At 71.1% G+C, this 13,260-nt stretch carries 13 protein-coding genes; 8 read left to right on the top strand and 5 right to left on the bottom strand.

The genetic code is table 11. The annotated features are described in order from the left end of the window. Positions 1–30: 30 nt before the first annotated feature. Positions 31–810 (top strand): exodeoxyribonuclease III, encoded by a 780-nt coding sequence (locus G3I56_RS33895; protein WP_164415794.1) that lies wholly within the window; start codon positions 31–33, stop codon positions 808–810. A 121-nt stretch (positions 811–931) separates the two neighbouring features. Here the strand turns inward: G3I56_RS33895 and G3I56_RS33890 are convergent, their stop codons facing one another. Beyond that, complete coding sequence (locus G3I56_RS33890) at positions 932–2,647, bottom strand: SGNH/GDSL hydrolase family protein (RefSeq protein WP_239135265.1); 1,716 nt, start codon at positions 2,645–2,647, stop codon at positions 932–934. 260 nt (positions 2,648–2,907) lie between these two features. Here G3I56_RS33890 and G3I56_RS33885 point away from each other — a divergent pair, with 260 nt between their 5' ends. Next, the gene (locus tag G3I56_RS33885; protein ID WP_164415790.1) at positions 2,908–3,348 is read left to right on the top strand and encodes a DUF6278 family protein; all 441 of its coding nucleotides are present in this window, start codon (positions 2,908–2,910) and stop codon (positions 3,346–3,348) included. A gap of 124 nt (positions 3,349–3,472) precedes the next feature. Next, a complete protein-coding gene (locus tag G3I56_RS33880; protein WP_164415788.1) occupies positions 3,473–4,216 on the top strand; it encodes an amino acid ABC transporter ATP-binding protein in 744 nt (247 codons plus the stop codon). A gap of 105 nt (positions 4,217–4,321) precedes the next feature. Here G3I56_RS33880 and G3I56_RS33875 read toward each other — a convergent pair whose 3' ends face one another. Both G3I56_RS33875 and G3I56_RS33870 read right to left on the bottom strand, forming a co-directional pair. Beyond that, the gene (locus G3I56_RS33875; RefSeq protein WP_164415787.1) at positions 4,322–4,654 is read right to left on the bottom strand and encodes a hypothetical protein; all 333 of its coding nucleotides are present in this window, start codon (positions 4,652–4,654) and stop codon (positions 4,322–4,324) included. A 32-nt stretch (positions 4,655–4,686) separates the two neighbouring features. Then, positions 4,687–5,448 carry a hypothetical protein gene (locus G3I56_RS33870; protein WP_203691295.1) on the bottom strand — a complete coding sequence of 254 codons (762 nt, stop codon included), beginning with the start codon at positions 5,446–5,448 and terminating at the stop codon, positions 4,687–4,689. Between the two features lie 103 nt (positions 5,449–5,551). Between G3I56_RS33870 and ggt the strand changes: the two genes are divergently transcribed. Further along, positions 5,552–7,360, top strand: a complete 1,809-nt coding sequence (gene ggt / locus G3I56_RS33865) for a gamma-glutamyltransferase (RefSeq protein WP_164415784.1) — start codon at positions 5,552–5,554, stop codon at positions 7,358–7,360. A 1-nt stretch (position 7,361) separates the two neighbouring features. Here ggt and G3I56_RS33860 read toward each other — a convergent pair whose 3' ends face one another. Together G3I56_RS33860 and map are read right to left on the bottom strand one after the other, a co-directional pair. Next, the gene (locus tag G3I56_RS33860; RefSeq protein ID WP_164415782.1) at positions 7,362–7,928 is read right to left on the bottom strand and encodes a GNAT family N-acetyltransferase; all 567 of its coding nucleotides are present in this window, start codon (positions 7,926–7,928) and stop codon (positions 7,362–7,364) included. A gap of 11 nt (positions 7,929–7,939) precedes the next feature. Then, complete coding sequence (gene map / locus G3I56_RS33855) at positions 7,940–8,731, bottom strand: type I methionyl aminopeptidase (protein ID WP_164415780.1); 792 nt, start codon at positions 8,729–8,731, stop codon at positions 7,940–7,942. Positions 8,732–8,763: 32 nt separating this feature from the next. Here map and G3I56_RS33850 point away from each other — a divergent pair, with 32 nt between their 5' ends. The 4 genes from G3I56_RS33850 to G3I56_RS33835 all read left to right on the top strand — a co-directional run bounded on the left by G3I56_RS33850 (position 8,764) and on the right by G3I56_RS33835 (position 13,252). Next, complete coding sequence (locus G3I56_RS33850; protein WP_164415778.1) at positions 8,764–9,024, top strand: helix-turn-helix transcriptional regulator; 261 nt, start codon at positions 8,764–8,766, stop codon at positions 9,022–9,024. A 162-nt stretch (positions 9,025–9,186) separates the two neighbouring features. Continuing rightward, positions 9,187–10,953, top strand: a complete 1,767-nt coding sequence (locus G3I56_RS33845; RefSeq protein ID WP_164415776.1) for a hypothetical protein — start codon at positions 9,187–9,189, stop codon at positions 10,951–10,953. Positions 10,954–11,126: 173 nt separating this feature from the next. Beyond that, positions 11,127–11,969, top strand: a complete 843-nt coding sequence (locus G3I56_RS33840) for a nitrilase-related carbon-nitrogen hydrolase (protein ID WP_164415774.1) — start codon at positions 11,127–11,129, stop codon at positions 11,967–11,969. Further along, positions 11,966–13,252, top strand: coding sequence for an aspartate aminotransferase family protein (locus G3I56_RS33835; RefSeq protein ID WP_164415772.1), 1,287 nt, complete (start codon positions 11,966–11,968; stop codon positions 13,250–13,252). Before G3I56_RS33840 ends, G3I56_RS33835 begins: the two co-directional genes overlap by 4 nt. Positions 13,253–13,260: the final 8 nt, after the last annotated feature.

Below are 13,260 nucleotides of genomic sequence, written 5' to 3'. Positions count from 1 at the left end.
TTGTCAGACCCGGCGGGTAGGTTGTGAGGCATGCGCATCGCGACCTGGAACGTGAACTCGATCACCGCCCGCCTGCCGAGGCTGCTGGCCTGGCTGGAGAGCACCGGCACGGATGTGCTGTGCCTCCAGGAGGCCAAGGTCGCCGCCGAACAGTTCCCGTCCGACCAGCTGCGCGAGCTGGGCTACGAGGTGGCGGTCAACGCGACGGGCAGGTGGAACGGCGTCGCGGTGATCTCCCGCGTCGGCCTGGAGGACGTGGTGCGGGGCCTGCCCGGCGACCCCGGCTACGAGGGCGTCGAGGAGCCCCGAGCCGTCTCCGCGACCTGCGGCCCGGTCCGCGTGTGGTCGGTGTACGTGCCGAACGGCCGCGAGGTGGACCACCCCCACTACGCCTACAAGCTCGGCTGGTTCGAGGCGCTGAAGGCGGCGGTCGCGGCCGACGCGGCAGGCAGCCGCCCGTTCGCCGTCCTGGGCGACTACAACGTGGCCCCGGCTGACGACGACGTCTACGACCTGGCCGCCTTCGAGGGCCTCACCCACGTCACCCCGGCCGAGCGCGCCGCCCTGGCCGCCCTGCGCGAGACGGGCCTGACGGACGTGATCCCCCGCCCCCTGAAGTACGACCACGCGTACACGTACTGGGACTACCGCCAGCTCGGCTTCCCCAAGAACCGGGGCATGCGCATCGACCTGGTCTACGGCAACGAGCCGTTCGCCCAGGCGGTGAAGGACGCGTACGTGGACCGCGAGGAGCGGAAGGGCAAGGGGGCGTCGGACCACGCCCCCGTGGTGGTGGACCTGGAGGTGTAGGGGGTTGTTTCAGCGCCGGACGCGCACCCCTAGCCCGTCCGGCGATTGAGGACGAGGCCGTTCAGGCCGAACGGGGGTCTGGGGGCGGAGCCCCCAGGGACGGCCACCACACCCACGGTGCCTACGGAACCAGCGCCCCCAGTTGCACCGCCCCCGCCAGCGCAGCCAACCCCGCATCACCGGGATGCAGATGGTCTCCACTGTCATACGCGGGACGCAACCGCGTCGGCTGTGCCGGATCCCGCAACACCGCGTCGAAGTCCACGGCACCCTCGAAACCACCGTCGGACACCGCCTCCTCGCGGATCCAGGTGTTGACGGCAACCCGCTGACCGTCGACGACAGAGGTGCACCGCGCCTCACCCGCGCACGGCCCGATCGTCGCGACCAGCACCCGCATCCCCCGCGCACGCACCCGTTCCGCCAGCTCCTCCAGACCGGCGATGACATCCGCCGCCGACGCACCCGTCCGCAGGTCGTTCACACCCTGGAAGACGATCGCCGTACGCGCCGACGTCTGGGCCAGGACGTCCCGGTCCACGCGGTGCAGGGCGCTCACCCCGCCGGAGTCGGTCGAGACGCCGTCGCCCGGGTAGCGGTCGGTGAGGACACGGTTCGCGGAGATGCCCTGGTTGAGGACGCCGTAGCGGGGGACCGCGCTCTGCGCCAGCAGCCGGTCGGCGAGGACATCGGGCCAGCGCCGGTTCGCGTCCTGGGTCGAGCGCTCGCCGTCGGTGATCGAGTCGCCGAGCACCACGACCGACCCGGGTCCGTCACCGACGTCCACGCCGGTCAGCAGCGGCCACGTCGTCAGCGTCGAGGTGTACGGCGCCGGGGAGCCGTCCGCCGTGTGGTCGCCCGGTTCGCTGACGTACGAGCGCTGCTGGGCGAGCCGGTGCAGCGGCGCCGCCGTCACCGTGCCCGGCAGATGGAAACTCACCAGCAGATTGGCGTCCGCGGGCACCGCGAAGTCCAGCGGATCACTGAACGCCTGTGCCCCTGCCGGGAGTTCGGCCCCGCGTGCGCCCTGGAACGTCAGCGGTACCGGCGTACCGCTCGCGGTGGCGCCCGCCGCCTGCACGGCCACCGTCGCGCCGCCGATCCGTACCGGCGCCGACGCGAAGGTGTTGTCGAAGCGGACCCGTACCCGTGGCCCGCCGGCCGACGTGTGCACCACCAGCCGCAGTGTCCGGTCGGTCCACGGGCCGACGGTCGCGTACGTCGAGGTCGGCGCCGCCCAACTGCCGGTCCAGCCGGCCGTGTCGGGGCGTACCGAGAGGGCGAACACATGCAGGTCGGCCGCGTACGGCAGCTGGACGAAGTCGACCTGGTGCCCTCGTGCGATCGGCACCGTGACGACGTACAGCCGTGCCTTCTCGGCGAGTTGGCCGGTGGGCGTGTTCACATGCGGCAGCGCGACCGCCTTGGCGCCGAGCGGGCCGGCGCGCCAGTCGGGGGCGGTCAGCCGGTACGAGGACCGCGTGCCGTCCGTGTACGCGACGGTGCCCGCGCCGCTCACGTCGGCGCCACCGGTGCCGGCGACGAGGAACGCGAGGGCGTCCCCCTCCCCGTGGACGCGCACGTCCTGGCCGGCGGCGCGGACGTTGTCCGGTCGGCCCGGTTCCCGGCAGGGCCAGGTCAGCCGGGCGCCCTGGACGGTGAGGGCGCGGCCCCTGGTCCAGCCGGCGGCCGTCAGGTCCTGGGCCGACACGGAGGCGCCCGAGCCGTCGAAGTCGGCCGCGTCGGGAAGGGCGTCGTCGCTGACGGCGGTGTTGTCGAAGTACCGGATGAGGGGGAGGGGTTCGGCGGCGTGGGCCGTGGACGGCAGGGGTGTCATCGTCGCGCACAGGGCGAGGACGACGCCCGGTCCCCAGAGACTCCGTGCTCTCTGCCCCCATCTGTCTCGGCCACCTCGGCGCATGTCCGTCCCTCCGGTCGGCTGGGCTCGCCGTTCGACGCAGTGTGAAGCTAAAGAGCCGCCAGGGGCCAGTCAATGCGGCAGGGACGCCGGACGCGGGCGGACGGGGAAGTTGGCCGGAACCGGCGGCCCCGCGCGCCCTGTGGTGCGGTCGGCGGTGTGAATGACACGCTGGACGTATGAACATCCCTTTCCTGGGCAGCTGGCGCAAGAGACATGGACCCGCCCGAGGTGTGGCGGTGTACTCCGAGGGGGAGCACGACCCCGAGGGGGTCGCCGGGCTTCTCTCCGAGTGCGAGCTGCTCCGCTCCCAGGCGTACCGGGAGGGCGTCGAACTCGACGACTCCGCAGCCTCATTGGAGGCTCTTGACCAGCTGGTGCCGGGCTGGCGGGACGACGAGGAGTCGCTGACCTGGCTCGGCAACGATGCGGGCCTCTATCTCGGCACGGTCATCGTGCGGACGGTTGCCGGTGCCGCCTGGGACTTCTGGCCGAACGGCCATCCCGTCGTACGGCTGTCGTCGGGCCGTGAGGTCGATGTCGTCGCCTCCGGACACGAGTGGGCGTCCAGCGGCGTTCCCGAACTGTCGCAGCTGTACGCGGAGGTCGCGGAGTCGTAATCACGGCGCGCGCATCTGGCGTAAATACGGCTAATGACCGAAAAGTGCGTGTCGCGCTTTAACTCCACTCTTGTCTGGATAGTTTGCGGCAACCACGACACAGCTGAAGTGAGTAGGGCTGGGCATGGCTGTCGATCCGTTGATCGAGCTGCATGAAGTCAACAAGCACTTCGGTGAGCTGCATGTCCTCCAGGACATCGACCTCACCGTGGGCAGGGGGGAGGTGGTCGTTGTCATCGGCCCGTCCGGGTCGGGCAAGTCCACTCTGTGCAGGGCGATCAACCGGCTGGAGCCGATCGAGTCCGGGACGATTCTGCTCGACGGTCAACTGCTGCCCGACGAGGGCAAGGCGCTCGCGCGGCTCCGTGCCGAAGTCGGGATGGTCTTCCAGTCGTTCAACCTCTTCGCCCACAAGACCGTCCTCCAGAACGTCTCGCTGGGCCAGGTCAAGGTGCGCGGGCGCAAGAAGGACGAGGCCGACAGGCGCTCCCGCGAGCTCCTCGACCGGGTGGGACTCGCCTCGCAGGCGCCGAAGTACCCGGCCCAGCTCTCCGGCGGCCAGCAGCAGCGTGTTGCCATCGCCCGCGCCCTGGCCATGGACCCCAAGGTGATGCTCTTCGACGAGCCGACGTCGGCGCTCGACCCGGAGATGATCAACGAGGTTCTGGAGGTCATGCAGCAACTGGCCCGCGAGGGTATGACGATGGTCGTCGTCACCCACGAGATGGGCTTCGCCCGCTCGGCCGCCAACAGGGTCGTCTTCATGGCCGACGGCCGCATCGTCGAGGACCGCAGCCCCGAGGAGTTCTTCACAGACCCGCGCAGCGACCGGGCCAAGGACTTCCTCTCCAAGATCCTGCGGCACTGAAGCAACACCACTGGCCGCAAAGGGAGTTGAGGATGTCGTCAACCTGCTGACGGACAACCTCCCGGCAGCGGCCAGGGCCGGAAAATCGGCCGCGCCGAACCTCGACTACGATTTGCCGTTCATCCCCATCGGGATGTGGACCGAGGCCGAGGCCGTCGCACCGGCCGAATCAGGGACGCTGCTGCCGGGCAGGCAGCGGTAGAAGGGCATGCGCTCGCCCGGCGGCAGCCGGAGATCACTGCTCGCGCAGGGGTCCGACACCCGTGAGGGGTCGTGCTCCGGCGGGCGGAAGGTCAGCTGCGCCGGTCGGGTTGTGCTCGACGCAGACGGGTCGACCTGGCCGGCCGGCCTGCCGAGGCCGAGCGGGCCCACGTCGCAGAGGTACGCGACGCGGGTGCCGCTCTCCTTGTTTCCGGTGACCGGACCGTCGTGTGCCACGTGATCGTTCTCCCGTTCTCCCGCACGCGCCGCTAGGAGGCGCGGTGGGAGTTGGGTGGAGCGACGGCCGCTACCGGAATGGGCGTCTGCGCGGCACGGGTGATGTCCGTGACGACCTCGACGACATCGGGTCCGTACGCCTGCGAGTTGACGACCTTCAGGAGCAGGGCGAAGGAGTTGTTGCCGTGCTTGCGGGCCAGCCGTTCGTGGTTGCGGGCGAGGTAGCGGGTCGCCGCCTGGTTGGTGATCGCGCGCTGGCCGCAGAAGAGGAAGACCGGCCGGGCCTCGCCGCGCTGGCCGGCTGTGAGCCGTGCGAGGATCACGTACTCGCTCCTGCCTCCCTCCAGCCGGTAGCGCTCCGTACCGATCTGGAAGGCGCCGCGGTCCGGGCCGGGCTCGGCGTCGACGTTGACGCGGACGCCGGGGAGCAGGGAGTGCAGATGCGCCAGCATGCGGCGGTTGGAGGCCGGGCCACCCACACAGAACTCGGTCCGCTCGCCGAACCCCTGCTGCGCGGCGTCGTGGGCGACGACCTGGGCGTGGGCGTTGCAGTCCTTGATGAGGGCGGCGAGTTCCAGCAGCGCGAACACGTCGTGCCGCATCACGGTCAACTCGGGGCCACCGGCCTCGCGGTTCACCACGAGCAGCGACTCGGAGTTGTCCGGGAGCCCGAAGAAGGCCTGCTTACGGCGGAGTTTGCGCTTCCACAGATAGGTGCGGGCCAGCCAGCCGAGGGCTGCGCTGATACCGGCCGCGACCATACCGAGGACGATATTGCGCACATCGTCAGTCATGGGCGCGCATGGTAGCGGTCAACCGCAACGGTGTTCGAGAGGCCCTTACGGGACCGCGGGGATGCGGTTACGCTGCGCGGACGGCTGTTGACTGGAGGTATTGATGCGTCGCCCTGTCGCGCGGAGTCTGGCGGTCCTGGCGGTTTCGGCAACAGTGGTCTCGGTGGGGGCGGCAGCGCCACCTTCCGGCGCCACGCCGGCGGGCCCGGTTCCGCGGAAGGTCCCGGTCGCCGTCGGGTACGGCGGTGCCGTGGCGAGCGTGGACGCGGACGCCTCCGCCGCCGGGATCGAGATCCTGCGCAAGGGCGGCAACGCGGTGGACGCCGCCGTCGCCACGGCCGCCGCGCTCGGGGTCACGGAGCCCTACTCCAACGGCATCGGCGGGGGCGGCTACTTCGTCTACTACGACGCCAAGTCCCGTACGGTACGCACGATCGACGGCCGTGAGACGGCACCCCTGACCGCCGACTCGGGCCTGTTCCTGGAGAACGGGCAGCCGATCGCCTTCGCCGACGCAGTCACCAGCGGGCTCGGCGTCGGTACGCCGGGCACCCCCGCGACCTGGCAGGCGGCGCTGGACAGTTGGGGCACCAAGGGACTCGGGACGCTGCTGAAGCCGGCGGAGCGGCTCGCGCGCGACGGCTTCACGGTGGACGACACGTTCCGCTCGCAGACCGCGTCGAACGAGGCACGGTTCAGGAACTTCCCGGACACGGCGAAGCTGTTCCTGCCCGGCGGCGCGCTGCCGGTGGTCGGGTCTACCTTCAAGAACCCCGATCTGGCGCGCACGTACGCGGAGTTGGCCCGCAAGAGCGTCGGCTTCCTGTACCGGGGGAAGCTGGCGAAGGAGATCGTCGACACGGTCAACAAGCCGCCGGTGGACCCGGGTTCGGGCTACAACGCGCGTCCCGGCGAGCTGTCGCTGAAGGACCTCGCGGCGTACAGGGCGAAGCGGCAGGCGCCCTCGAAGGCGTCGTACCGCGGCCTGGGTGTCTACTCCATGGCGCCCTCTTCGTCGGGCGGTACGACGGTCGGTGAGGCCCTCAACATCCTTGAGCGGACGGACCTTTCGAAGGCGAGCGACGTCCAGTTCCTGCACCGCTACATCGAGGCGAGCAGGATCTCCTTCGCGGACCGGGGGCGCTGGGTGGGCGACCCGGCCTTCGAGGACGTACCGACGAAGGAACTGCTGTCGCAGTCGTACGCCGACTCGCGGGAGTGCCTCATCAAGGACGACGCGGTGCTGACGAGCCCGGTCGCGCCCGGCGACCCGCGTCACCCGGCGGCCTGCACGAGTACCGGCATCGCGGCGCCGACGACGTACGAGGGCGAGAACACGACGCATCTGACGGTGGCCGACAAGTGGGGCAACGTCGTGTCCTACACGCTGACGATCGAGCAGACCGGCGGCAGTGGCATCACGGTCCCGGGCCGCGGTTTCCTGCTGAACAACGAGCTGACGGACTTCTCCTTCGCCCCGGCCAGCCCGGCCGTCCACGACCCGAACCTGCCGGGCCCGGGCAAGCGACCGCGCTCGTCGATGTCCCCGACGATCGTCCTGGACGCCCACGGCAAGCCGGTGGTCGCTCTTGGCTCGCCCGGCGGCGCGACCATCATCACTACCGTCCTGCAGACCCTGACGGGCTTCCTCGACCGGGGGCTGCCGTTGGTCGACGCGATCGCGGCGCCGCGCGCGAGCCAGCGCAACCAGACGACCACCGAGCTCGAACCAGGGCTGTGGAACAGCGAGTTGAGGACCAAGCTGGAGGCGATCGGCCACGGCTTCCGGCTCAACCCCGAGATCGGCGCGGCGACCGGCGTCCAGCGCCTGCCGAACGGCAAGTGGCTGGCGGCGGCGGAGACGGTACGACGGGGTGGCGGGTCGGCCATGGTGGTGCGGCCGGCGTCCTGACTCACCCGGCGGCGGGCGGCGGCACGGTGTCCGAGGCCGGCCGCCCGCCCTCGAGGTAGCGACTGACGGCCGCCGCGGGCCAGGTGTACTCGATCTCCGCCAGGGTGAAGCCCGCGGCCATCCGCAGCGGGCGCTCGGCGGTACGCACGCCGCCCGCGCGTTCGTAGAAGGAGATCGCGCGGGCGTTGCCGTCCAGCACCTCCAGGTAGACGTCCCGGCCCAGGTGCCGACGGGCCGCCCAGGCGAGGCCGTGGTGCAGCAGGGTGCGGCCGACACCGGTGCCTACGTGGGCCGGCCGGGCGTGCAGGTTGTCCACGTGGACCCGGCCGTCCGCTGCCGTGTCCAGATGGACGAAGCCGCGCAGCTCGCCGTCCTGCTCGGCGAGCAGCAGACACCGGTCGTCGGACAGTGCCGCCGTGCGGGCCCGCCACTTCGCGCGGTGCTCCGCCGCCAGCGGGCCGTCCAGATATGCGGCGGGCATCAGCGCGCGGTACGCGCTGCGCCAACTGGCCGTGTGCAGGGCCGCGATGCTCTCCGCGTCGGCGGAGGTGCCGTTCCTGATGCGCATGCGGCCGTAGATTACGCCCGGCTCGTGTGCGCCTCCTGCCGGGCCGTGAGCACCCGCGGTCCCGACTCCGTGATCGCCACCGTGTGTTCCGCGTGGGCCGCGCGGGAGCCGTCGTTCGTGCGGAGGGTCCAGCCGTCCGGGGCCTCGTGGTAGCCGTCCTTGCCGCTGCCGATCAGCATCGGCTCGATCGCCAGGACCAGACCCTTGCGAAGTTGCATGCCCCGGCCCGGGCGGCCCTCGTTGGGGACCGGCGGGTCCTCGTGCATCCGGCGGCCGATGCCGTGGCCGCCGAAGCCCTCCGGGACGCCATAGCCCGCCGTACGGCACACCTCGCCGATCGCGTGCGCGATGTCGCCGACGCGGTTGCCGACGACCGCCGCCGCGATGCCCGCCGCGAGGGCCCGCTCGGCGGTCTCGATGAGCCGTACGTCGGCCGGGCGCGGTTCGCCAACGATGAAGCTGATCGCCGAGTCGCCCGCCCAGCCGTCCAGTTCGGCGCCGAAGTCGGCGGAGACGAGGTCGCCGTCGCGCAGCCGGTAGTCGTCCGGGATGCCATGCACGATCGCGTCGTTCACCGAGAGACAGAGCACCGCCGGGAACGGCGTGGGCGCGAAGGCGGGGCGGTAACCGAGGAAGGGGGAGGTCGCCCCGGCCGCGCGCAGCACCTCGTGCGCCACCTCGTCCAGCTCCCGCAGGGAAACGCCCACGGCGGCGGCTTCCCGGACGGCCGTGAGGCCGCTGCCGACCACCTGGCCGGCCTCGTACATGGCATCGATCTCTGGGTCCGTCTTGAGTTCCACCATGCCAATTACTATACCGGTATTAGAATGGTGACATGGTACGCACTCCTCTCACCCCCGAAGAGCGTGAACGCGGCGAGCGGCTCGGCCGGTTGCTGCGTGAGGCGCGTGGTGGCCGCAGCATGGGGGAGATCGCGGCCCGCGCCGGTATCTCCCCCGAGACGCTCCGTAAAATCGAGACCGGCCGTGCGCCGACCCCGGCGTTCTTCACGGTCGCGGCGCTGGCGCGGGTCCTCGGGCTGTCCATGGACGAACTGGTCGGGCGGTGCGAGCCTCTGGCCCCGGCCGCGGCGTGAGTCCTGGGGGGCGGTTTTGGCCAATGTGTCAGTGGTTCACGTCACGTTCCGCTGGGTGCGCGGTACTCTGCGTCCGGTCCGAAAACCCTTCGTAGCCCGTCCGTAACACGGTTGGTGTTTTCTACGGGGCGGAGAACTCCGGTCGGGCATGGGGTGGACGTCATGGCGGTGGAACAGCTCCCGGGGCAGGTGCGGGAGTTCGCGCGGTATCTGAACGGCCTGCTGGCCCGCCTCGATCAGGGCGCGGGCTGGTGCGGCGTGTTCTGGGAGCGCGATCCCGACGGTATGCGTGCCTGCCTGGAGGGGCGCGAAGTGCCGCCCTGGGACGTCGTGGAGGCGCTGCTCCAGGATCTCGCCGCCGGGTTCGGACCGGGCGCCGTGGCTCCGGAGGGCGAGCAGGCGCGTGCCCTGCACCAGGCCTCCCTCGCCGCGTTCGACGCCCGCACCGGCGCCCGAGACACCCTCGGGGACCGGCTCGACGTGATGCTCCGGGAGCAGAGGTACGCCGCCGAACGGCTCGCCGAACTGGGGCGATCGCTCGCCTCCGCCGCCACCCACGAGGTGGCCGAGGGTATCCGCCTCGACCTCGCCTGGGCCCACGACGACCATGAACGCGCCTCCGCCCGATGCATCGAACTCCGTTACCGCCTGGACCAGTTGGCCCGCCTGACGATGAGCCGGGCGCCCTTCCGAGGCCGCGACCGCGACGACGAGGCGGACGTCTTCGCCGGCCGTGCCCACAACGCCCCGCACCCCTCCGACGGGCACGACGGCGACCCCGTGACCCTGCCGGGACAACGCACCGACTCCGACGGGCAGCGCCCGGACGGCGACACGGCCGCCTGGTACGACGACGAGCGCGACGCCCGCAGACAGCGTACGAACGCCCGTCCGGCCGCCGGATACGACAACGGGCCCGGCCCCCAGCAGCAACCCTCGGACGGCTCCGGCTCCGGTCCCGCCCGCCATGAAGACGACCGCGGCCCCGGCGGGCCACGTTCCGACGACGACCTGCGCCCCTGGCGCGACCACATCCGCCGCTCCGGCCAGGCGGACGACCACGACGACCCCCGCCCGGCCGACGCTCCGGAGCCCACCGCCGAGAGCACGGCACCGCGACTCCCCGCCGACTGGTACGAGCCCTCCGCCCCCGAACCGGTCCCCGCGGATCCCCGCCCCGCCCCCAAGCAGCGCTCCAAGCGCCGTGCCCGTGGCGGTGCCCGGTTCGCCGGGATGACGGACGACGCGGACACCGGCGCCACGCCCGTCGTCGACCCCATCCCCACCCCCGCACCGGCCGTGCCCGCGCCCGCCGCCCCGAGCCGCCGTAGCCCGCGTGGGGCCCGGTTCGCCAAGTCCGCCGCCAAGCCCGCCGTGCCCGTACGGGAGGCGCTGGACGACGACGCCCGGCACGACACCATCGGCGCCGTCCGCACCCTCGTACGACTGCGAGGTGAAGGGCGCAGCGGTGAGGCGCACGCGCTGCTCGTCGAGGCCTCCCACTGGCCCGCCGCCCGTTTTCCGCTGCTCGCCGCCGAGCTGAACCGCGCGGGGCTCGGCGCCGACTGGGCCACCCTGCTCTGGGAGGCCGCCTCCCTGCCGGCCGACCGGCTGGTCGCCGCCGCCGACGCGCTCGTCGCGGCGGGGCGGGGACTCGACGGCCAGCAGATCCTGCGGCAGGGCATCGTGCGGCCGGCCCAGGAGGTGGGTGAGGCCGTGCTCCGCCTCGCCGAGGAGGGCAGGCAGCGTGAGGTGCGTGCGTTGCTCGACGCGTACGTCCGGGTCCGCACTCCTGAGGAGGCCGCCCGCAGTGTCGCCGCCGACCCCCAGCGCCTCGTACCGCTGCTCCTGGAGGCGGCCCGGGGTGCCTCCGAGGACCGGTACTGGGATCTGGTGCACGCCCTCCGGGTCGCCGGCCACAGTGCCTGACCGGGCTGACCCGGCTGCCTGCGACTCGCCCACCGGGGTGTGAAACGTGATCGACTCCGCGGGTTAACGGCGATGGTCTTGGCAAGGCTCCTCCGGAGGCTTACTTTCAAGCCCCTACGACCTCTGTCTACGGGCGTAGAGGCTCTCTGACGTCCAGCCGGAAGGAACAGGTCATGGCCAACGTCGTACGTGCCGCTCTGGTTCAGGCCACCTGGACCGGTGACACCGAGTCCATGGTCGCCAAACATGTGGAGCACGCCCGTGAGGCCGCCCGGCAGGGCGCCAAGGTCATCGGATTCCAGGAAGTCTTCAACGCCCCGTACTTCTGCCAGGTCCAGGAGCCCGAGCACTACCGCTGGGCCGAGCCCGTGCCCGACGGGCCGACCGTCACCCGTATGCGGGAGCTGGCGCGCGAGACCGGCATGGTCATCGTCGTACCCGTGTTCGAGGTCGAGCAGTCCGGGTTCTACTACAACACCGCGGCCGTGATCGACGCCGACGGGACCTACCTCGGCAAGTACCGCAAGCACCACATTCCGCAGGTCAAGGGGTTCTGGGAGAAGTACTACTTCAAACCCGGAAATCTCGGCTGGCCCGTCTTCGAGACGGCAGTGGGGAAGATCGGCGTCTACATCTGCTACGACCGGCACTTCCCGGAGGGCTGGCGTCAGCTCGGTCTGAACGGCGCGCAGCTCGTCTACAACCCGTCCGCGACCCACCGGGGCCTCTCCTCCCACCTGTGGCAGCTGGAGCAGCCCGCCGCGGCCGTCGCCAACGAGTACTTCATCGCCGCCATCAACCGGGTCGGCCAGGAGGAGTACGGGGACAACGACTTCTACGGGACCTCGTACTTCGTGAACCCGCGCGGCCAGTTCGTCGGCGAGGTCGCGAGCGACAAGGACGAGGAACTCGTCGTGCGGGATCTCGACTTCGATCTCATCGAGGAAGTCCGGCAGCAGTGGGCCTTCTACCGGGACCGGCGGCCGGACGCGTACGAGGGGCTGGTGCAGCCGTGAGCGATCTGTACGGGCGTCACAAGGCGGTTCTGCCGGACTGGCTCGCCCTCTACTACGCGGACCCGATCGAGATCACCCACGGCGAGGGCCGGTACGTGTGGGACGCGGCCGGGAAGCGGTACCTCGACTTCTTCGGCGGCATCCTCACCACGATGACCGCGCACGCGCTGCCCGAGATCACCAAGGCGGTGAGCGAACAGGCCGGGCGGATCATCCACTCGTCGACGCTCTACCTCAACCGGCCGATGGTCGAACTCGCCGAGCGCGTCGCGGAGTTGTCCGGCATCCCGGACGCACGCGTCTTCTTCACCACCTCCGGGACGGAGGCCAACGACACGGCACTCCTCCTCGCCACCTCCTACCGGCGCAGCAACCAGATCCTGGCGATGCGCAACAGCTACCACGGTCGCTCCTTCAGCACGGTCGGCATCACCGGCAACAAGGGCTGGTCCCCGACCTCCCTGTCCCCGCTCCAGACCCTGTACGTCCACGGTGGCGTCCGCACCCGTGGTCCGTACGCCGATCTGAGCGACGACGACTTCATCGCCGCGTGCGTCGCCGACCTGGAGGACCTGCTCGGGCACGTCCGCCCGCCCGCGGCCCTCATCGCTGAGCCCATCCAGGGCGTCGGAGGCTTCACCTCGCCGCCCGACGGGCTGTACGCGGCCTTCCGCCAGGTGCTCCAGGAACGCGGCATCCTCTGGATCGCCGACGAGGTGCAGACCGGCTGGGGCCGCACCGGCGAGCACTTCTGGGGCTGGCAGGCACACGCGGAGAACGGTCCGCCGGACATCATCACCTTCGCCAAGGGCATCGGAAACGGCATGTCCATCGGCGGGGTCGTGGCCCGCGCCGAGATCATGAACTGCCTCGACTCCAACTCCATCTCCACCTTCGGCGGCACCCAGATCACCATGGCCGCCGGCCTCGCCAACCTCACCTACCTCCTGGAACACGACCTCCAGGGCAACGCCCGGCGCGTCGGCGGACTGCTCATCGAACGGCTCCGGGCCGTCGCCGCGCAGCTTCCGGGCGTACGGGAGGTCCGTGGGCGCGGGCTGATGATCGGCGTCGAGCTGGTGAAGCCGGGCACCGACACCGCCGACCCGGAGACCGCCGCCGCCGTGCTCGAAGCGGCCCGGGAGGAAGGGCTGCTCCTCGGCAAGGGCGGCGGCCACAACACCAGCGCGCTGCGCATCGCACCGCCACTGTCGCTCACCGTCGCGGAGGCCGAGGAGGGCGCCGCGATTCTCGAACGTGCTCTGAGGAGCTGCGTCCAGTAACACCACAG

The sequence above is a fragment of the Streptomyces sp. SID12488 genome (genome assembly GCF_010548275.1).
Lineage (GTDB): Bacteria > Actinomycetota > Actinomycetes > Streptomycetales > Streptomycetaceae > Streptomyces.
The sequence above is the reverse complement of the archived record's forward strand: the minus strand, read 5'-3'. Positions and strand labels throughout refer to the sequence as shown.